Genomic DNA, 20288 nt, shown 5'->3' with positions numbered 1-20288 from the left:
CTATTTCCAGACGAGGCTTGGGGCTTGTTTAACTTTTGCTGAAGTAATACCAGAGAGCTGCGGCCGCAGCCAGCAAGAGTGCCAAAAAAGGCCGGCCGCTGCTGCGCGTCACTTCACCCGGTGACTGGTTGCGGTCTGCTTGGGTTGGGGCTATAGCCATGCGCTGTTCTATACGCTGCTTGGCCTCCAGCAGGCCGAGGCCCGTGCTGTCGCACAGCAGTTTGATGGCCTGCAGTTTCTCGCCGCGAGCCAGGGCGGCATCGATGGCTGTCATCACATCCTCAGGCGTGAAGCTTTGATGTGTTGCAGGGTTCGGCTTGCCCTGGGCATCTTCCAGCCGCTCTTCCAACAACTGCTTGGCTTGGGCTAGACCCAGGCCGTTTTGCTCGCGCAACAGGGCAATGGCGCGGACTTTTTCGCCCTGGCGGGCCAGCTGCAAAATATCTTCAGGGACGCGATGCGACATGGGGCTCCATTCATTCCATGTGGGTCGGCCCCCTGCAGGCTCAGCCCAGCCAGATGTAGTGATCGATCAGCAGAGCCAGAAACAGCAGGCTCAGGTGAATCAGCGAGAAGCGGAAGGTCTTGCGCGACAGCTCATCCGAGTAATTGCGGTACAGGGCAATCGCGTAACCGCAAAAGCCGGCGCCCAGGATGATGGCCGTCACCAGATACAGCCACGAGCTCATGCCGTAGATGAAGGGCAGCAGGCAGGCGGCAAACAGCACAAAGGTGTAGAGCAGAATCTGCAGCCGCGTGTACTTGCTGCCGTGGGTGACGGGCAGCATGGGCAGGCCGGACTGGCGATAGTCTTCCACGCGGTAAAGGGCCAGAGCCCAGAAATGGGGCGGCGTCCAGAGGAAGATGATCAGAAACAGAATCAGGGCTTCGGGGCCCACATTGCCCGTCATGGCCGCCCAGCCCAGCACGGGAGGCATGGCGCCGGATGCGCCGCCAATCACGATGTTCTGCGGCGTGGCGGGCTTGAGCACCACGGTGTAGATCACGGCATAGCCCACAAACGTGGCCAGCGTCAGCCACATGGTCAGCGCATTGGTGAAGATCCAGAGAATCGTTGCGCCCACCATGCAGAGAATGGCCGAAAAGGCCAGGGCCTGCTGGCTGGAGAGCTCGCCGCGCGCGGTAGGGCGCCAGGAGGTGCGCTTCATCTTGGCATCGATATGGCGCTCCACCAGGCAGTTGAAGGCCGCAGCCGCAGCGGCTACCAGCCAGATACCCACACAGGCCACGCCCATGTAGAGCCACTGTGAGCCCGTGGGCCAGCCGGGAACGGCCAACACCATGCCAATCAGCGCGCAGAAAACGATCAGTTGCACCACGCGTGGCTTGGTCAGCGCGTAAAACTGGCTCACGCGTGAGGAACTGCTCTCTGTCAGGGAAATATCACTAGCACTCATGCAAACACTCTCAATTTGTGTGCGCCGCCTTCAGCGGGCCGCACCAGTCGTGGGGCTTGGCGCTTGGGACGCAGTTTGCGTCGCACGGGTCACCGTCAGGCACCAGACCACAATCGTCACCAGAGCTGCAGCACCACCGGTGTGCAGCACGGCGGCAACCAAAGGCCAGTCCAACACCACGTTGGACAAGCCGGTTGCCACCTGCAAAATCAGAAAACCGCCGAGCAGACGCCGCTGCAGCGCCAGCGCCGGCACCAGGCGCAGACACCACCACAGTGCCGCCAACACGCCCACCACCACATAGGCCGCCAAGCGGTGCAGGTAGTGGATGGCGGTCAGCGCCTCGAAAGCGATGCTACTGCCATCGGCCAGCAAGCCCAGCGGACGCCAGATCTGCAGCGCCTGTTCAAAATTCATGGCCGGCCACCAGCTGCCCTGGCAGGTGGGAAAGCTGGTACAGGCCAGCACAGCATAATTGGTACTGACCCAGCCGCCCAGTGCCACCTGCATCACCACAATGGCCAGCGCTGCCCACAGGCCAAGGCGCAAACCTCGGGAGATCAGCGCCGGCGCCTGCTGGCGTGCTGCCAGACTCATGGCCGCAGCCGAAATGCACAGCAAAGCCAGCAAGCCCGTGCCGCCCAGCAAATGCAGGGTGACGATGGCCGGGAACAGCTTCATGGTCACGGTCAGCGCGCCAAAAGCACCTTGTATGCAGACCCAGACCAGGGCCGCCGTCGGCCACCAGGGACTCAGGGCGCCTGTGCTGGCTTGCCTGCCCAGCTGCCGTGCACGCCGCCATGCCATGACGGTCATGGCGATGATGAGCACGCCCACGGTGGTGGCCAGGTAGCGGTGAATCATCTCCACCCAGGCCTTGCCATGCGTGACCGGGCCCGTAGGCATGGCGGCCTGCGCCTGCGCAATTTGCGCGCTGGCCGCAATTGGGCTCGATGTGCCGTAGCAGCCCGGCCAGTCGGGGCAACCCAGGCCGGAATCCGTCAGGCGCGTGAAGGCACCGAACAGCACCAGGTCAAAGGTCAGAAACAGGGTCAGAATGCACAGCGCCTGCAGGCGCTTGCCCGAGCCTGTGCCGCGATTGCGCCACCACACCCAGGTCAGCGGTCCCAGCGCCAGACCCAGGCCCAAAGCCATCAGCTCCAGCATCGGTGCCAGATCGTAGAGGGCGCTATGGGTCATTGCACTGCCTCAGCCAGGGTGTGCAAGCCGGTCTGCGCAATGCAAGCTGTCCATTGCTTAGGCATGGGCAAGAGAGGCTGTGATTTTTCGCAAAAGCGACAGGGCATGGCGTGGAACATGGACCGCAGCAAAGGCTGCAGGCTTTTTATCTGAACGGGATGGGCAAAAAACGGCGGCTTGGCGCCGGGGCTGTCAGGCATAGGCAGTTGCCAGGACAGGCATGGGCCAAGCCGCGAGCTTGGTGTTTGATCTTGAACAATTCTACCTGTGTGATTTATGGCAAAGGTCTACATGCTTCAGTGCCCCTAATAACGCAACGGCAGGCAGGGCCTAAGATGGCTTGCCCAGCCGCTTAGGTCTGCCCCGTGCCTGGGCAGCACTTTGCGCACTCTTCTCCTTGGGGCGATCCCAGCTTGCGCCCTTTTCCATAGAGCACATAGCCTGCTGTCGTGCCGCAGCGAATGTGTTCAACTCCTTGTTATCCCATCCAAAAGATGCATCCAACGATTCACCAAGCCTTCGCTTTTCTGGCACTGCCTTTGGCCGTCGCAGCGCAGGCGGCCGAGCCGCCGTCCCCGATTCCCGCGGCTGACCTGTATATCAAGACCCTGGTCAACCATGATGAGCAAGCCATTCGTCAGTTGAACGACTATCTGCGCCCCGACCGTCTGCGCTCCGGCCGCAGTGCGGACTATGCCGACCTGGCAGCGCTGCAAGCGGCGGACAAGGCCTTCCCCGGCGAAATAACGGAAATCGCGGTGAAGCTGTTTCCGCAAGCCATGCGGGACGAGATGAAAGCACCGCTGGAAAGCCTGATGAGCACCGTGCAGCAAGCTAGGCAGAAGTCCGAGTGCAAAGCCTTGTCGTCCGAGCCACCGACCATGGCCAGCAATGGCGTGTTGACGGCTCAAGTGGCTTTTGAGTGCTCCCTGGTCAAAACCCAGGAAAGCTGGGCGGCTGCTATTCAACGCTTGGTGCGCAGCAACGCCGATGTTGCCAAGAGCCGCAGCGATTTGCAGGCACTGCAAGCTGCGTATGCCGCGCCTGTCAGCGTCAGCTATCGCGGGGTGTTTCCGCTGAGCATGGTGCCCAAAGACAAGAACGAAGCCTGGCGCAATGACTTTGCCAGAGAGACATTTGACGAAATGCTGAGCCAGTTCTGATCTTGTCGCCGGGGCTGCTTGCCGTAGCCCTGGCTTTGCTAGCATGGGCGCAGTCAATTTCACGACTGTCAGTCGCAAGGAAGCCGGATGCCCCAACTGAATATCGCTAAGATGGTCTCGGGCTTTGCCCTGTTTCTGGCCGCCGGCCCGGCGCAACTGGCGCTGGCGGCAGCTCCCTCGGCCCAGGCCCAGCAGGAAATCGCGCATTTGCAGGACTATCTGAAGAACTCGGGCTGTGAATTTCAGCGCAACGGCAGCTGGCATAGCTCGGTGCAGGCGCGCGATCATTTGCAGAAAAAATACGACTATTTGGTGAAAAAAGACTTGCTGCAGTCGGCAGAGGACTTCATTGCCCGTGCTGCCACCGAGAGCAGCATCAGCCACAAAGCCTACGAGGTGCGCTGTGCCGGCAAGGCGGTCGAGCCTGCCAGCAGCTGGCTGCAGGCCGAGCTCAAACGCTATCGTGCCCAGCTGCGGTAAGCCGCAGCTCAGCCAAACGTCGGGCTAAATTTTTTAGACGTAATCCGGTTAAAGCCCAAGACCAGTCTGCGCTTTCAGCTATCAGATTAAATGAACATCCCTGGCCGCCGCCTCCAGCGCGGCGATATCGCAAGCGCATAGCAGAGGCTGCAGAAGCTGGAATGCGGCCTCGGGCCAGTCATAGATTTTCAGCGCCAGCAACCGGGCGATCACATCGTCGCTGAAGCGCGATTTGATGTGCTGGGCCGGATTGCCGCCTACCACGCTATAGGGCGCCACATCGCGGGTAACGACGGCGCCGGCCGCGATCACAGCACCTTCGCCAATCGTGATGCCGGGCATGAGCATGGCCCGCATGCCGATCCAGGCTCCGTCGCCGATGCGGGTAGCGCCCTTGGCCTGGTAGGAGGCCAGGATGTTGTCGGCAAAAGGGTAGAGGCTGAACCAGTCGGCTCTATGGGTGTTGTTGCCGCCCATCAGGATCACGGCCTCTGCGCCTATGCAGACATAGTCGCCGATATGGAGCGGGTCCACCTTCCACTGCGATTGCCAGTGTTGCTGGCTGTAATCGTCGCCGTAGAGATAGCGCACCACGGACTGCTCAAACGAGCCACTCCAGGCGTCGCTGTAATAGCTGTGTCGGCCTTTGAGGTGGATGTTGGGGTTGCGCACGGTCGCGTGCAGCATCTCGATCCGGGACCAGTGTTTCTCAGTCATATGCTCGCTTGATAGTGGCGCACCCCTTAAAACAGCCCCGCCGGGGCGGGCGAGGCTGTTTAAGGCGGGCGCGGGGGCTAAGCCCCCAGGTCATGCGTGCCGATTCTAGGCTTTGCGCACTTTGACGGGCAGGCCTTGCCTCACCACCGCCCCCGACACCCAGTCAATCCAGACATTGTCCTTTTCCGGGCGGGTCGGGTCGGCAAAACCCAGCGCATTGAGGTTGACGCCATTGCCATGCTGCGGGTTGGCATGAGTGGGTTTGCCGTTGACCTGGTGGGCCACGGTGCCCAGTTGCTTGTGGCCGTAGCCGTGTTCAATAGCCACAGCGCCCGCTGCAATACCGGCACGCACCAGGGCCACACCCTGGAGCTGGCCGCCGGGGGTGCTCAGCAAAATCCGGTCGCCATTGGCAATGCCCAGCTGGGCGGCGTCGTCCCGGTTCAAGCTTACGGGGTTGTGCGGGTGCACCTGGCGCAGGCGCGAGGCGGCGATCGACATGCTGCTCATCAGGTTGGACTTGTAGCTGGTCATGGTCAGCGGCCAGTCCTGCTCGCTGAACACGGCGCGCATGTCCGCGCCGCTGGCCAGGCGCGTGGGGTACCAGGTGGGGCAGCCGCTATAGCGCTCGCCGGTCATGGAGTGGCGCATTTTGGATAGACCTTCGTGCCAGAAGGTGGCCGGAAACTTGGCTTGCAGCTTGAGCTGCTCGCCCTTCCAGGCGTCTTCCTGCCGGTCGAAGCGGCCGCCGCGGCTCATGACCATGGCCACGCGCCGCACCTCCTCGGGTTTGACGCGGGCCTCGACCGATGGCATCCACTTTTTCAGGCCGGTGATTGCTATATCGTCATCGCTGGCTTCGGCCACGGGCTTGCCGGCCTGGTAGGCGATATTGCAGATGCCGCGCAGATAAAAGTCTTCGGCGTTTTCCAGGTCCAGCGGATCGCCTTCCTTGGTGGACATGGCGTTCTTGCCAAAGCCTGGCAGCTTCAACTGTTTGGCCACGGCAAAGATAAAGGTTTCAAAGCTGATGGGCTGGCCGTCGGCCGTTTTGGCGGTGGCAGCTTGCACGGTGGGCCAGCGCACGGTGCTGCTCTTGGCCACCACGTCGGCCCAGGGCGCACCAATGCCCCAGCTTTCGTAGGTGACGGTGTCGGGCACGATGTAGTCGGCCAGGGCCGAGGTCTCGTTGATGAAGGGATCGACCGAGACAAACAGCGGCAGCTTTTTCACATCCTTGACCGATGCCGCCAGAGCGTTTTCGAAGCCGCAGACGGCATAGATCGGGTTGCTCATGTGGTTGATCCAGGCCTTGACCGGATAGGGATAGCCCAGCATGCCGGCGGCCAGCATTTCGCTAGACAGCCCGCCGGTGGCGGGATACCAGGGAGCCTTGGCGGGGTAGGGGTTCTGGCCGGCTTCCTTTTTGCGCTTGAATTCGCTGGTCTTCTCATACGGGAACTTGCTGCGCGACAGCGCCACGCCCGTAGGTTTGACCGCGCCTTGGAATTGCGCAAAGTTGTAGCGCGGTCCGGGGCCGAACGGTCCGAACGGTCCCGCATCCATGACCCAGCCGCCCTTGACGTTGAGATTGCCTATCAGGTTGTTGAGCATGGCAATCGCGTAGGCGGTGTAAAAGCCCGAGCCATTCATGGTGCCGCCGTGCGAATTGGCCACGGCCTGCTTGCCGTGGCTGGTGAATTCACGCGCCAGCTCCTCGATCTCCTTGACCGGAACGCCGCACAGAGCGGCATATTCCTGAAGCGTCTTTTGCTGAGCTTCCTTGCGCAGCTTTGCAAAAGCGGTGCAGACCGCAATGGGTGCAGGTTCCTCGGTGGCGTCGGCGGCTTTGATGGGCCTGAACTCACGCTCCACCATCAGCTCGGCCGGCTGGGCTACGGTGTGGGCGACCAGGCTACCGTCGGCTAGTTGCACCACATACACATCTTCAGCAGGCGTTTTTTCATCCACCGGCTCTGGAAGGGCCAAACCGATATCGGCTCCGCGCAGAAACTGGCCGTAGCGCGGGTGCTTGGGTTCGTTGATCAGCAAATGCGTGGCATTGCTCCAGCTGGCCTCGCCCGCAGCCGCCATGGCGGCGGGGCCGGGTTGGGTCAGGAACTGCTGGTCGTAGCGCTGGTTGTCGATGATCCAGCGAATCAGACCCATGGCCAGCGCCAGGTCGCTGCCGGGCTTGACGGGCAGCCAGCGGTTGTTGCTGCCCGCCGCATGGCTGGACGAGGTGGGCAGCATGGGCGAGACCACCACATATTGATAAGTGTTCTCGCTGCGCGAGCGCGCTTCGGCCAGTTCGCGGCCCACGCGCTGGAAGGGATTGCCCGATTGCGCGGGCGAGGTGCCTATGAAGAGGCCAAAGCGCGAGTTCCTCCAGTCCGGCTTGCCATGGGGCATGCCGGCCATGTCGCCCAGCGCCGCGCCCGTGCCCACGCGGTAAGTCTGGCCGCAGTAAGAGCCGTGATTGGACACATTGATGGTGCCGAACGCCTGCTTGGCAAAGCGGTTGACCAGCGGCGTGCGGCCTTCGTTGGCCGCTTCGGTGAACAGCAACTGATTGGCCTTGGGGCCGTATTCGGGGCTGTTTGGGTCGATCAGCGTTTCAAGATCGCGGATGGCGGCCAGCCCGTCCACATGGCCTTCGCCAAACAGATTGCCACCGGCGCAGATTTCCTGCACCAGCTGCTCCAGCGTGATGGTCTGCCATTGACCCGAGCCGCGCGGGCCCACGCGCTTTAAGGGCTGGAGCACGCGGTGCGCCGCTTTCTGGTGCTCCAGCATGGCCGAGCCACGGGCGCAACTGGTAGCGCGGCCTTCCAGACCGTTGTCACCGCCCAGCATGGCATAGACCTCGCGCACCGGTGTTTCCATGGGCGCGGGATGGGTGGTGGCCAGCGGGTGGTAGGGGTTGCCGGCAATGCGGATGATCTGGTTGTGTTCGGTATCGACGCGCACGCGCACGCCGCACTGGGTCCAGCAGCCCAGGCAGGACGAGGGGCTGACCACCTGGCCGGGCTGGGTCGTCAATTTGCCGGTGACCGGGTCGATACGGAATTCCGGCGTCAGCGAATTGCCGCGCGTGGCGCTGGCTGTGGCTTTGCCCGAAGTACCGGTGATCAGCCCCTTGGCGCCTTTGACCACGGTTTCGCCATAGCCGGCGGCAAAGGCGGCCATACCGCCGGCCACGGCGCCGCCGCGCAGCAGCATGCGGCGGCGTGCAACATTGGCGTCGGATACCGCGTCATCATGAGATTGTTCGGGGGTGAGTTTCTTGTCAGTCATGGTGTGCCTCTTCTGGGCTGGTGCGCGGCAGCGATGCTTTTAATTTGATAGCTGCTGCCGTTCTTCTGTTATGCGGTACAGGCCGATTTGGCTTGAAAAAATGCTTCAGACGGTGGCCTGGCGTTGGGGGAAAAGCTCCAGCGCCCAGGTCGCCAGGGCCACCAGGGCCACGCACAGACCGGCCACGCCCAGCATGCCCAGCAGGCCGTCGCCGCCCAGGGGCATGCTGTACAGATACAGCCCCGCGCCAAACTTGGGCACGCCTTGCACGCCCATAAACAAGGCCCAGCGGAAGGCCCAGGCCGATGCGGCAAGACCTGCACCCAGCACCAGGGTGTAGCCCTTGGCGTGCAGACGACGCTCGCCGCGTAGCAGGGCCCCGACCACGGCGGCGCCAAACAGCGCCGAGCCCAGCATGGAGAGACGCCAGACGGGAAATTCCCGGAACAGGCGCACGGCCATGTCGAACGAGGGGCTGTTGCCGGCGATGCCAGCCAGAGCCCAGGTCAGCGCGGAAATCACCAGGCCGGTGGCCAGCCACAGGCCCAGATTGCGCAGGGCTTGCAGCGCCTGGGCATCGGGTTGCAAGGGCCGGGGCAGAAAGCGATACAGCACAAAGCCCATGCCTACCGTGGCCAGCCAGCCGCTGAGCGCCAGGTTGATGGGCACCCACAGCGTGTTCCATAGCGGGCGCGAACGCACGGCCATGATTTCCGCTCCGGTGTAGACCACGATGCTGAGTGTGGAGACGATCAGCAGCGGCGCCAGCCAGCGCATCCAGCGGGCCTGGCCCAGCCACCACAGCGCACACATCAGCAGGCTGAGCAGCACGAACACCGGCATCAGCACCGCGCCCAGGCTCATCCACGACCAAGGCGTGAGATGGGCGTAAAAGTGCCAAAAGCGTGCGGGCTGGTGCAGGTCGGCCAGCAGGGCCACGGGCGCAGAGGCCGCGCTCACGGCCAGCAACAGCACGGCCGTGGGCAGCAGGCGCTGGCGCAGACCGGCTTGTGCTCCGTGCCCGGGGCCAAAGATGCAGGCCGAGGTCAACAGCGCCGCGCCGGTGGCAATGCCGACCAGAAAGAAATACTGCACGGCCCAGGGCAGCCAGGCGGCTTCGTAGGCAGGGGTCAGGAGTTCGATGATTTGCATGCTGGGACTCCTTTAAAGATGCTCTGCCACCAGGCGGACGGTCGCCTGACCATCGACGCCATTGACGAATTCATCGGGCAGGCCGATATAGAACACATGGGGCTTGGTTTTCATGCCGGGCTTGAGCACCTTGATCTCGTCCTTGTGCGCGCTGATCCTTTGGTTGATCTCGCTGTGCGCGTCATTCAGATCGCCAATCACCCGTGCTCCGCCCACGCAGCTCTCCACACAGGCGGGCAGCAGCCCGGCTTCAAGCCGGTGCTCGCAGAAGGTGCATTTGTCGGCCGTCTGCGTCTCATGGTTGATAAAGCGCGCGTCATAAGGGCAGGCTTGCACGCAGTAGCCGCAGCCCACGCAGCGCTCGTTGTCCACCAGCACAATGCCGTCGCTGCGCTGAAACGTGGCCTGCACCGGGCAGACCGGCACGCAGGGTGGCTCGTCGCAGTGGTTGCACAGGCGCGGCAGGCTGACCATGGCCGGTGCGCTGCTGCCGGCTTGGTCGATCTCGTACTGCAGCACCGTGGTGCGAAACTGGCCTATGGGCGGCTGGTTCTCTACCGAGCAGCTCACCGTGCAGGCCTGGCAGCCAATGCATTTGCGCATATCGACCAGCATGCCAAAGCGCTTGCCTTCCATGCCGGGGCGGCGTGGGGGCTGAAAGCTGGCGCTGCCAGGCGTGACGGCTTTGGCCGCACCCGCCAGGCCAAAGCTGGCGGCCACGGCAATCAGATCCTGCAGAAAGCCTCGCTTGGCCGAGGAGGGCGCGCCTTGGGGCAGGGCGCCTGCCTCGGCTCTTGAAGCGCGATTGCAGTCGTTACCGCTTTGGCCGCTGCAGTCGCAGTTGTGATTGCGATTGGAGGATGGAGTTTGGGGAAGCTGCATGGCTCTTGCTTTCATCGTCGAGCACAGCCGGGGTCGGCTATTTTTATGCATGAAAAAGTTTTAAATAAAAGCTTTTCATGTGCTTTTGACTATATTGAGCTGCACCAATGTGGTGCTTGATATGTATCAACCAGCCTGCTGGTTATCCCTAGGAATGCGCATATTGCGGGCGTTGGCCGAAGCGCCCATGCAAAAAAGCCCAGACCGCGTTCAGTGCGGCTGGGCTTGTTGCTGGGGCTAGGACGCTTTAGCGCTGGATTGCCTGGCGCACATCGGCGCAGTCGCGCCACCACAGGGAGCCGGGGTGGGGTGCATCCAGGTCGATGCGCTCCCCCATCATGGGCGTGGTCAGCTGCAGCTTCTGTTTTTTGGCCAGGGCATGCACGCGCTCGAACGGGTCCCACCAGGCATGCATGGACAGATTGAAGGTACCGTTGTGTATGGGCAGCAACCAGCGGCCTTGCAGGTCGATATGGGCTTGCACGGTTTGCTCGGGCAGCATGTGCACATAAGGCCAGTGCTCGTTGTAGGCGCCGGTTTCCATCAGCGTGAGATCGAAGGGGCCAAAGCGGCGGCCGATTTCGGCAAAGCCGTCAAAGTAGCCGCTGTCGCCGCTGAAGAAAACACGCAGCCCGCGCGCGCTGCTCAGGTCTTCAATCACCCACGAGGCCCAGAGCGTGCGGTTACCGTCCTTGAGGCTGCGGCCCGAAAAATGCTGGGCAGGCGTGGCCGTGAAGCGCAGGCCGTCGATCTGCGTGCCCTGCCACCAGTCGTACTGCTGGATCTTGGCTGCGGGAATGCCCCAGCTCAGCAGTCTGTCGCCCACGCCCAGCGTGCATAAAAAGACCTCGACCTGGGGCGCAAGTGCCAAAACGGCGTCCCGGTCCAGATGGTCGTAATGGTCGTGCGAGAGGATGACGCCGCGAATCCTGGGCAGGTCGGCCAGTGCGATGGGCGGTGCATGAAAGCGCTTGGGGCCCATGAAGGACAGCGGCGACGCGCGCTGGGCAAATACCGGGTCCGTCAGCCACCAGCCGCCGCGCAGCTTCATCAGCAAGGTGGAATGGCCTAAGCGGTACAGGCTGCGCTCGGGGGCTTGCAGCAGCAACAAGCGGTTGAGCGGCAGCACGGGCAAAGCCTGTGCAGGCTCGGAGTTGGCGGGCTTGTTGAAGAAGAAATCCCAATACAGCCGCGCACCGATCTTTGGCGAATCGGCCGGGCGGGGCTGCAGATTGTGAAAGCGACCCTGGGCAAACTGGGGCGAGGCGCTGTAGTCGCCTGCGGCGATGGCGGGTGTTGGGGATGTGGTCACGGCGATCGCAAGAGCGGAGGGAGCTACACAGTTTGCAGCGGCGGCCCGCACCGCTTCGTCAGATCAGGCCGTTAGATCCAACCCTGAATCACACATTGAGATCCACGCAATGGATATGTCCGCGGTTGAGCACGCCGGCCTTGCGGTCTTCGAAATAGCGCTCCAGCGTGACCTTGACGGTGCGAAAAGCGATTTCGTCCCAGGGAATATCGGCTTCGGCAAACAGCTGGGCCTCCATGGTCTCGGGGCCGGGATAGCATTTTTCGGCGCGCAGATAGGCCAGATAAAAAAAGTGCACCTGGCCGACCTGGGGCACGTTGATGAGGGAGAACAAGCGGCCCATCTCGATATCGGCCCCGGCTTCCTCGTCGGTTTCGCGGCGCGCGCCCATTGCCGTGGTTTCGGCCAGTTCCATAAAGCCCGCAGGCAGCGTCCACTTGCCTTTGCGCGGCTCGATATTGCGTTTGCACAACAGCACGCGGCCGTCGTCCATCACGGGCACGGTGCCCACGACGTTGAGGGGATTTTCGTAATGGACGGTATTGCAGTGAGGGCAGACAGCGCGCTCTCGCGTGTCGCCGTCGTCGGGGAGGCGATAGGTGACGGCGGTGCCACAGTTGCGGCAGAACTTGATCGGGCTGCGGAAAATCATCCCGCCACTATAAGCAAATCGGGCTGCAGTTGCAGGTAGTACAAGCGCAACAAGCTATGAAAAAGGGAGTTGACTCCTGGTGAAGGAATCCACTCCCTGTCAGCCCAATGCTGGGGTGCCTGGTTTTCAGGCGTTTTTAGGCGATCTGCACCTTGATGGGGGTCAGGCCGGTGACGCTGCCTTCCAGCACGTCGCCGCTGACCACGGCGGCCACGCCTTCGGGTGTGCCGGTCATGATCAGGTCGCCGGGCTGCAGTTCCCAGGCAGCAGACAGGTGCTCGATGGTCTCGGCAATGTTCCAGATCAGCTTGCCGATGTGGCTGCGCTGGCGGTCGGCGCCGTTGACCTGCAGAGCGATTTCAGCGGCGGCGATGTCGCCGGCTTCGGCTGCGGGGGTGATGGGGCCGATGGGGGCCGATTGCTCGAAGCCCTTGCCAATGCACCAGGGGCGACCTTGCTTCTTCATCTCGTTTTGCAGGTCGCGGCGCGTCATGTCCAGGCCCACGGCATAGCCGTAGATGTGTTGCAGCGCGTCAGCGGCCTTGATGTTCTTGCCGCCCTTGCCGATGGCGACCACGAGTTCGATCTCGTGGTGCAGGTTCTGCGTCAGCGTGGGGTAGTCCATGCGGGCGGTGCTGCCTGCATCCACCACCAGGGTGGCATCGGCGGGCTTGAGAAAGAAGAACGGCGGCTCGCGGCCGGTAAAGCCCATTTCCTTGGCGTGATCCTCGTAGTTGCGGCCTACGCAGTAGATGCGGTGAATCGGGAAGCGCTCGCCGCGGCCCACGACGGGCAGGCTGGCAACAGCGGGGGGATTGAACACATAGCTCATGAAAACCTCGGCAAAGACGGGTGCGCCGCTGGCTGCGGCATGGGTTGATGCGCCAAGCAGTGTGCCATGGCGCAGGGCTGCGAATGGGCTGTTGCGCGGTGGTTTCTACGCATAGGTATGCCGCGCGCACGCTATGCTGGTCACACCATGAAGCTGCATACCTATTTCCGATCCTCTGCCTCCTATCGCGTGCGCATTGCGCTGCTGCTCAAGGGCTTGCCCTATGAATCCCTGCCCGTGCACCTGGTGCGCGGAGAGCAAAAGCAGCCCGCCTATGCCAGCCATGTGGGAGATGCGCTGGTGCCGTCGCTGATCACCGATGACGGCCACTGGCTGACCCAGTCCATGGCCATCATCGAATATCTGGATGAGACCCATGCCCAAACACCATTGCTGCCCAGCGATGCGCTGGGGCGGGCCCATGTGCGGGCGCTGGCGCAAATGGTGGCCTGCGAGATTCACCCGCTCAACAATCTGCGCGTGCTCAAGTATCTGGTCAAGGATCTGGCGGTTTCGGACGAAGCCAAGACCGCCTGGTATGCCCACTGGGTGCGTTCGGGTCTGGAAGCGTTCGAGCGTCAGCTGGCGCTGCTCGATGCCGAGCGCAAGGCCGACGGCCTGCCCGAGTCGCTTTACTGCTGGGGCGATACGCCCACGCTGGCCGAGTGCTGCCTGATTCCGCAGATCTTCAATGCCCAGCGCTTCAATGTGGATCTCGATGGTCTGCCACGCCTGATGGCGGTGGTGGAGCGCTGCAATGCCTTGCCCGCGTTTGCGGCGGCTCACCCCTCTGCCTGCCCGGATGCCGAATGATGGCTCACCCTGTATGGCCTGCCTCCTGGCTGGTTCCTGACTGGCCCGCACCACCGGGCGTGCATGCCGTGTGCACCGCGCGCGAGGGCGGCGTCAGCCAGGCCCCCTGGGGCAGCATGAACCTGGGCGATCATGTGGGCGACCTGCCCGCGCATGTGCAGCAAAACCGTGCCATCTTGCAGCGCAGTCTGCAGACGGCCACGCCCGGTGCCTGCTCGGCTTTTTTGCAGCAGGTCCATGGGGTGGACGTGCTGGCGCTGGACCAAGCCAATGTGGGCCATGCCAATGGCTCAGCCTTCGATGCCTGCGTGACGCGCGATGCCGCGGTGGTCTGCACCATCATGGTGGCCGACTGCCTGCCGGTGTTGCTGGCCCATGCGGACGGAACCGTGGTTGGGGCGGCGCACGCGGGCTGGCGCGGCCTGGCCGGCATGCCGCCGGGGCGCAGCGCAGAGCAGGGCCCGTTGGCGCAGGGGGTGCTGGAGTCGTTATTTACTTCATTCTGTGAGCAATTTAATGCTCAACCCCTTGCCGGTAATACGCAATCCGCTATTAAAAAAGAGAATGCCGCGCATATTGCAAGCCAGACGCTGGCCTGGCTTGGTCCTTGTATAGGCCCTACGGCATTTGAAGTGAGCGAGGACGTAAGACAGGTGTTTATTCAGCAAGATGCGCAGGCTGCTGAATATTTTGTTGCGCTGGTGGGGCGCAAGGGTAAATACCTGGCAAATCTGCCGTTACTGGCGCGCCAGCGCCTTAAGGCTTTGGGTATTAAGGCGATTTACGGTAATGACGGCAGTGCGCCCTGGTGCACGGTCAGCAATGCATCACGGTTTTTCTCGCACCGGCGCGATGCGCTCCGGCTCGGCAGCAGCGGGCGGCTGGCTGCCTGCATCTGGCGTGAGGAGGGCTTCTGAGGCATTCACGGCCTGCCCTTCCTGTGCCCGCTCGCGCTCGAACTGCGCACGCAGGCGGCGCTTGCGGCCTGGAGTGCCCAGGATGTAGAGCACGATGGACAGAGGCAACAGTCCATAAAGCAGCAACGTGAAAAAGGCGCCAAGCAAGCTGCCGTTGGGGCTGGCGGCCTCGGCCACAGCCATCATGACAACGACATAAATCCAGGCTATAGCAACAAGGTACATACAATAAAACAGTAAGTCGATGCATTAAAGCGTCGATTGTTGAACAATAAAAAATAAGGTTTAAGTTATTTTGTCGTCATAGTTTGTCTAAAACGACAAATAGCTGGTGATAATGTGGGCCAGTGTTAGCCGAATTGCAGATTCCGCATGATTCCTGCGTGGGAGAGTGCCTTGATTAGGATGTAAGCATGAATTTTGACCCACTATGGGGCCAGACCGGCCAGTCAGTGCAGGCATTCTGGAGCGAACAATGGACGCGCGGCCTGCAGAGCATGCAGCAAATGGGGCAGCAAGTTCCCAGCGCTTTGAATGTGATGCCGGGCACACCGGAATCTGCCAATCCCTGGGCTGCCATCACCCAGGCACTGCAATCGGCGATGGGACAGGCGACAGCCACCCACGGCGCTCAGCCTGCAGTTCAATTCGACGCACAAAAGCTACAAAACCTGCAGCAAGCCTATCTGCACGATGCGCAGGCATTGTCCGACAAGGACCAGACCCAGAGTTGGCTGGCCAAGGACAAGCGCTTCAATACAGCAGACTGGTCGCAAAACCCGGTGGCGGGTGCAGCAGCTGCAGCCTATTTGCTCAACAGCCGCATGCTGACCGGCCTGGCCGATGCAGTGGAAGGCGATGACAAGACCCGCAACCGCGTACGCTTTGCGGTGGAGCAGTGGGTGGCAGCCATGGCCCCCAGCAATTTTCTGGCTTTCAATGCCGATGCTCTGAAGAAAGTGGTGGAGACCAAGGGCGGCAGTCTGGCCCAGGGCATCTCCAACCTGCTGGCAGATATGCGCCAGGGCCATGTCTCCATGACGGACGAGAGCCTGTTCACCGTGGGCAAGAACGTGGCGACCACCGAAGGCGCGGTGGTGTTCGAAAACGAGCTGTTCCAGCTCATCGAATACAAGCCGCTGACAGCCAAGGTGCACGAAAAGCCGTTTCTGATGGTGCCGCCTTGCATCAACAAGTTCTACATCCTGGACCTGCAGCCCGACAACTCGGTGATTCGCCATGCGGTTGCCCAAGGGCATCGCACTTTTGTCGTCAGCTGGCGCAACCCCGATGAAAGCCAGGCCCACCAGACCTGGGACAACTACATCGAAGACGGCGTCATCAAGGCCATCAGCGTGACGCAAGACATTTGCGATGCGCCTCAGATCAATGTGCTGGGCTTTTGCGTTGGCGGCACCATGCTGTCCACCGCCATGGCCGTGCTCACGGCCCGCCATGCCAGAGAGAGTGGTGATGTGCCGGCGGAGCCTGCCAAGACCACGGCGCGCAGCCGCTCGGCAGCGGCCAAAACGGCAGCCAAGTCCAGCAGCAAGACGGCCGCCAAGCCTTTCCCTGTGGCCAGCATGACGCTGCTGACCACCTTGCTCAATTTCAGCGATACCGGCATTCTGGACATCTTCATCGACGAAAACATGGTGCGTTTTCGTGAGATGCAAATGGGCAAGGGCGGATTGATGAAGGGCCAGGACATGGCCTCCACCTTCAGCTTTCTGCGCCCCAACGATCTGGTGTGGAACTATGTGGTGGGCAACTACCTCAAGGGCGAGACACCGCCGCCGTTCGATCTGCTGTACTGGAACAGCGATTCGACCAATTTGCCCGGTCCGTTCTATGCCTGGTATCTGCGCAATCTGTACCTGGAAAACAGCCTGATCAAGCCTGGTGCACTCACCGTCTGTGGCGAAACCATAGACATGAGCCGCGTGACCGTGCCCACCTATCTCTATGGCTCGCGCGACGACCATATCGTGCCCATTGATGCGGCTTATGCCTCCACCAAGGTCCTGGGCGGCGAGCTGCGCTTTGTGATGGGCGCCTCGGGTCACATCGCTGGCGTGATCAATCCTCCGGCCAAGAAAAAGCGCAGCCACTGGCTGCGTGAAGATGGCATGTTTCCTGCTAGCTTTACCGACTGGACCGCAGGTGCTACCGAGTATCCCGGCAGTTGGTGGACGGACTGGAGCGAGTGGCTTGCGTCGCATGCCGGCAAGCAGGTGGCTGCGCCCGCCAGCTATGGCAAAGGCCAGGAATATCCCGCTATCGAAGCCGCGCCCGGACGCTATGTTCTGGTCAAGGCCTGAGTTGGGTCTGGCTAAGGCCTGAGGCACAATCGCTTTGATATTGCGGTGCAGCAGTGTGCCGTAATGCGCCTGTGGCCAGGCGTATGGTGAATATGCGCCGGCCTTTATTCATGCATCAATCGAGAGAGACCTAGAAAGGTTCGTCATCATGGAAGACATCGTTATCGTTTCGGCCGTTCGTACCGCTGTAGGCAAGTTTGGCGGTTCCCTGGCCAAGGTGCCCGCACCCCAGCTGGGCGCCATTGTGATCAGCGAAGCGCTGGCACGTGCCAAGGTGGGTAAGGATCAGGTCGGTGAAGTGATCATGGGCCAGGTGCTCACGGCTGCCAGCGGCCAAAATCCCGCCCGTCAGGCCATGATGGCAGCCGGCGTTTCCAAGGAAACTCCCGCACTGACGATCAACGCCGTGTGCGGCTCGGGTCTGAAGGCCGTGATGCTGGCAGCTCAGGCAGTTGCTACCGGTGACAGCGAGATCGTGGTGGCTGGCGGCCAGGAAAACATGAGCGCTTCGCCCCATGCCGTGCCCAACTCCCGCGACGGCCAGCGCATGGGCGACTGGAAGATGGTGGACACCATGATCGTGGACGGCCTGTGGGACGTCTACAACCAGTACCACATGGGCATTACTGCCGAGAACGTGGCCAAGGAAAAAAGCGTGAGCCGTGAACAGCAGGATGCACTGGCACTGGCCAGCCAGCAAAAGGCGACGGCTGCTCAGGATGCCGGCAAGTTCAAGGACGAAATCGTTCCGGTGAGCATTCCTCAGCGCAAGGGCGAGCCCGTGGTGTTTGCCGCCGACGAATACATCAACCGCAAGACCAATGCGGAAGCGCTGGCAGGCCTGCGCCCCGCATTTGACAAGGCCGGCTCCGTCACGGCGGGCAATGCTTCGGGTCTGAACGATGGTGCTGCCGCTGTGGTGGTGATGAGCGCCTCCAAGGCCAAGGCTCTGGGTCTGAAGCCTCTGGCCAAGATCGTCTCCTACGCTACCAGCGGCCTGGCTCCCGAGGTCATGGGTCTGGGTCCGGTGTTTGCCACACGCAAGGCGCTGGAGCGTGCGGGATGGACGGCGGCCGATGTAGATCTGTTCGAACTCAACGAGGCCTTTGCTGCACAAGCTTGCGCCGTCAACCAGGACCTGGGCATTGATACCGCCAAGGTCAATGTCAACGGTGGCGCCATTGCCATCGGCCACCCCATCGGCGCCTCCGGCTGCCGCATTCTGGTGACGCTGCTGCACGAAATGCAGCGCAGCGGTGCCAAAAAGGGCCTGGCAGGCCTGTGCATCGGCGGCGGCATGGGTGTTGCCATGGCCCTCGAAGCCTGCTGATCGCAGCCCTTTTCCCCATTTGAAGACCAGCCCATAAAGCTGGTCCCAATGCGGTCTGTACCGGTGCTCCTGAAGACCGGTGCAGTCCCGGACTCGCTCCTGGCGGCCAGTTTGCAGTGTTCGACCCTAGGGAAGACCTGTAAACAATCAAAGGCCGGTGAGGGCGTTTTCCCTTCGCAAGGCATGCATACTGGTTATGCCGTATGCAAGGCGCTTGGCGTTCTGGCCAATAAGCAAAATCTATAGAAGCTTATTGGCAATAGTGTGATCGTGAAAAACCATTGATTGACAGGAGAGATGAATGGGCCAGAAAGTAGCGTACGTCACGGGCGGCATGGGCGGTATTGGTACCGCAATTTGCCAGCGTTTACATAAGGATGGCTTCAAAGTGATCGCGGGTTGCGGACCGTCGCGCGATTACAAGAAGTGGCTCGATGAGCAAAAAGCTCTGGGTTATACCTTCCATGCTTCGGTCGGTAACGTGGGGGACTGGGACTCCACCGTCGAAGCATTCAACAAAACCAAGGCAGAACACGGCGCGATTGATGTGCTGGTCAACAATGCGGGCATCACAGCTGACCGCATGTTCATCAAGATGACACCGGCGGACTGGCACTCCGTCATCGAAACCAACCTCAACTCTATGTTCAACGTCACCAAGCAGGTGGTGGGCGATATGGTGGAAAAAGGCTGGGGCCGTGTGATCAACATCAGCTCGGTCAATGGCGCCAAGGGCCAGGCCGGTCAAACCAACTACTCGGCAGCCAAGGCCGGCATGCATGGGTTCACCATGGCGCTGGCTCAGGAAATGGCCACCAAGGGCGTGACGGTCAACACCGTGAGCCCTGGCTATATCGGCACCGACATGGTCAAGGCCATTCGTCCTGATGTGCTGGAAAAAATCGTGGCCGGCGTGCCGGTCAAGCGCCTGGGCGAGCCCAGCGAGATTGCTTCCATCATTTCCTGGCTGGCTTCGGAAGAAGGCGGCTACTCCACTGGTGCGGATTTCCCCGTCAACGGCGGCTTGCACATGCACTAAGCTTTAGTGCCAATCACAAAAGGAGTCTTTCGGGACTCCTTTTTTGTTTGGAATGCAAGCTCAGGCCTGGAAAAAATCAACCGGCTTCTTGCCAAGTGATCCGGGCCCTGGAGCCTGCAGACCCATGAAAAAGCCCGCTGAGCGGGCTTTTTGTTTGGACTATTTCCGGTTGCCACCTTGTTCATCACCGGTGGCTGCTGCAAGACATCTGCTTTGAAGAGTGGCTTGCAACGTTGGGCAGGTTTGTGAAAAAGCTGCCGGGCATCTGGTCTGCGCTTGATTCAAGCGCAGCGATCAGCGTTTGCGATCGCGCTCGTCGTCGGGCCAGATGTTCATGATGAGGGTGGTTTGCATGGGAAATCTCTCCTGTTTGCAGGTTCAACGCTTGAGCTTTTCAGCTCGTTGACAGCTTTTTGAAATTATTTTTGCTGTTCTTTTATCCAGTGGTTTGAGGATCAGGCGGAGCGGGTTGGTGCACGCTTGCGGTCACGCTCGTCCCAGGGCCAGGACATCTGTGACAGGGCAGCGGCCAGTTGCTGGGCGGTTGCGGTGTCGAAAACAGTGTGGGTCATTACAGCTCACTCCTTTGTGAGTGTTCAACGCCCGGCTATGTCCAGGCGTTGACGCTGGAGCGAAAGGAAAACGCAAGAAAATGCAAGCGGGATGATCCGGCAGCGTCAGCTCGCTGCAAGCGCAGAAAAAACAATAGCGGCCAGCGCCCATGAAACAAGGGCTCTGGCCGCTATGGCGGTGAGGCGTGCTG

Annotated in this window: 18 protein-coding genes; 7 read left to right on the top strand and 11 right to left on the bottom strand. The window is 61.4% G+C overall.

From position 1 onward, the window contains the following. Positions 1–28 precede the first annotated feature (28 nt). The 3 genes from EAO39_RS13155 to EAO39_RS13145 are packed head-to-tail and all read right to left on the bottom strand — an operon-like array spanning position 29 to position 2618. A complete protein-coding gene (locus EAO39_RS13155; RefSeq protein WP_120968037.1) occupies positions 29–466 on the bottom strand; it encodes a hypothetical protein in 438 nt (145 codons plus the stop codon). A gap of 40 nt (positions 467–506) precedes the next feature. Then, positions 507–1418, bottom strand: a complete 912-nt coding sequence (gene cyoE, locus EAO39_RS13150; RefSeq protein WP_120968035.1) for a heme o synthase — start codon at positions 1416–1418, stop codon at positions 507–509. A 30-nt stretch (positions 1419–1448) separates the two neighbouring features. Then, complete coding sequence (locus EAO39_RS13145; RefSeq protein ID WP_120968033.1) at positions 1449–2618, bottom strand: COX15/CtaA family protein; 1170 nt, start codon at positions 2616–2618, stop codon at positions 1449–1451. Positions 2619–3112: 494 nt separating this feature from the next. Here EAO39_RS13145 and EAO39_RS13135 point away from each other — a divergent pair, with 494 nt between their 5' ends. Beyond that, a complete protein-coding gene (locus EAO39_RS13135; RefSeq protein WP_120968030.1) occupies positions 3113–3781 on the top strand; it encodes a hypothetical protein in 669 nt (222 codons plus the stop codon). Between the two features lie 87 nt (positions 3782–3868). Beyond that, on the top strand, positions 3869–4261 hold the full coding sequence (locus EAO39_RS13130; RefSeq protein WP_240466993.1) for a DUF5329 domain-containing protein: 393 nt from the start codon (positions 3869–3871) through the stop codon (positions 4259–4261). 81 nt (positions 4262–4342) lie between these two features. On the opposite strand, the gene EAO39_RS13125 is transcribed toward EAO39_RS13130, so the two are convergent. The 7 genes from EAO39_RS13125 to EAO39_RS13095 all read right to left on the bottom strand — a co-directional run bounded on the left by EAO39_RS13125 (position 4343) and on the right by EAO39_RS13095 (position 13105). After that, on the bottom strand, positions 4343–4978 hold the full coding sequence (locus EAO39_RS13125; RefSeq protein WP_120968028.1) for a CatB-related O-acetyltransferase: 636 nt from the start codon (positions 4976–4978) through the stop codon (positions 4343–4345). Positions 4979–5083: 105 nt separating this feature from the next. Then, positions 5084–8275 carry a tetrathionate reductase subunit A gene (locus EAO39_RS13120; RefSeq protein WP_120968026.1) on the bottom strand — a complete coding sequence of 1064 codons (3192 nt, stop codon included), beginning with the start codon at positions 8273–8275 and terminating at the stop codon, positions 5084–5086. A 105-nt stretch (positions 8276–8380) separates the two neighbouring features. Next, positions 8381–9427 carry an NrfD/PsrC family molybdoenzyme membrane anchor subunit gene (gene nrfD, locus EAO39_RS13115; RefSeq protein ID WP_120968024.1) on the bottom strand — a complete coding sequence of 349 codons (1047 nt, stop codon included), beginning with the start codon at positions 9425–9427 and terminating at the stop codon, positions 8381–8383. Between the two features lie 12 nt (positions 9428–9439). Then, positions 9440–10309, bottom strand: a complete 870-nt coding sequence (dsrO, locus tag EAO39_RS13110) for a sulfate reduction electron transfer complex DsrMKJOP subunit DsrO (protein WP_240466992.1) — start codon at positions 10307–10309, stop codon at positions 9440–9442. 247 nt (positions 10310–10556) lie between these two features. Then, a complete protein-coding gene (locus tag EAO39_RS13105) occupies positions 10557–11621 on the bottom strand; it encodes an MBL fold metallo-hydrolase (protein WP_120968022.1) in 1065 nt (354 codons plus the stop codon). A gap of 88 nt (positions 11622–11709) precedes the next feature. Continuing rightward, positions 11710–12273 carry an NUDIX hydrolase gene (locus EAO39_RS13100; RefSeq protein WP_120968020.1) on the bottom strand — a complete coding sequence of 188 codons (564 nt, stop codon included), beginning with the start codon at positions 12271–12273 and terminating at the stop codon, positions 11710–11712. Positions 12274–12409: 136 nt separating this feature from the next. After that, positions 12410–13105, bottom strand: a complete 696-nt coding sequence (locus EAO39_RS13095; protein WP_120968018.1) for a fumarylacetoacetate hydrolase family protein — start codon at positions 13103–13105, stop codon at positions 12410–12412. Between the two features lie 147 nt (positions 13106–13252). Between EAO39_RS13095 and maiA the strand changes: the two genes are divergently transcribed. Together maiA and EAO39_RS13085 are read left to right on the top strand one after the other, a co-directional pair. Then, positions 13253–13918, top strand: a complete 666-nt coding sequence (gene maiA, locus EAO39_RS13090) for a maleylacetoacetate isomerase (protein WP_120971052.1) — start codon at positions 13253–13255, stop codon at positions 13916–13918. Continuing rightward, positions 13915–14835, top strand: coding sequence for a laccase domain-containing protein (locus EAO39_RS13085; RefSeq protein ID WP_120968016.1), 921 nt, complete (start codon positions 13915–13917; stop codon positions 14833–14835). The genes maiA and EAO39_RS13085 overlap by 4 nt, the downstream gene beginning before the upstream one ends. Here EAO39_RS13085 and EAO39_RS13080 read toward each other — a convergent pair. After that, positions 14746–15060 (bottom strand): hypothetical protein, encoded by a 315-nt coding sequence (locus tag EAO39_RS13080; protein ID WP_120968014.1) that lies wholly within the window; start codon positions 15058–15060, stop codon positions 14746–14748. The two genes, EAO39_RS13085 and EAO39_RS13080, sit on opposite strands and share 90 nt — an antisense overlap. Before the next feature lie 188 nt (positions 15061–15248). On the opposite strand from EAO39_RS13080, the gene EAO39_RS13075 reads away from it, so the two are divergent. The 3 genes from EAO39_RS13075 to phbB all read left to right on the top strand — a co-directional run bounded on the left by EAO39_RS13075 (position 15249) and on the right by phbB (position 19525). Then, positions 15249–17156 carry an alpha/beta fold hydrolase gene (locus tag EAO39_RS13075; RefSeq protein WP_120968012.1) on the top strand — a complete coding sequence of 636 codons (1908 nt, stop codon included), beginning with the start codon at positions 15249–15251 and terminating at the stop codon, positions 17154–17156. 148 nt (positions 17157–17304) lie between these two features. Then, the gene (locus EAO39_RS13070) at positions 17305–18486 is read left to right on the top strand and encodes an acetyl-CoA C-acetyltransferase (RefSeq protein WP_120968010.1); all 1182 of its coding nucleotides are present in this window, start codon (positions 17305–17307) and stop codon (positions 18484–18486) included. 301 nt (positions 18487–18787) lie between these two features. Next, positions 18788–19525 carry an acetoacetyl-CoA reductase gene (phbB, locus tag EAO39_RS13065; RefSeq protein WP_120968008.1) on the top strand — a complete coding sequence of 246 codons (738 nt, stop codon included), beginning with the start codon at positions 18788–18790 and terminating at the stop codon, positions 19523–19525. The last annotated feature ends 763 nt before the right edge of the window (positions 19526–20288 follow it).

It is taken from the genome of Comamonas sp. lk (genome assembly GCF_900564145.1).
In the GTDB taxonomy this organism is placed as follows: domain Bacteria; phylum Pseudomonadota; class Gammaproteobacteria; order Burkholderiales; family Burkholderiaceae_C; genus Comamonas.
This window is presented reverse-complemented; position numbering and strand designations above follow the sequence as displayed.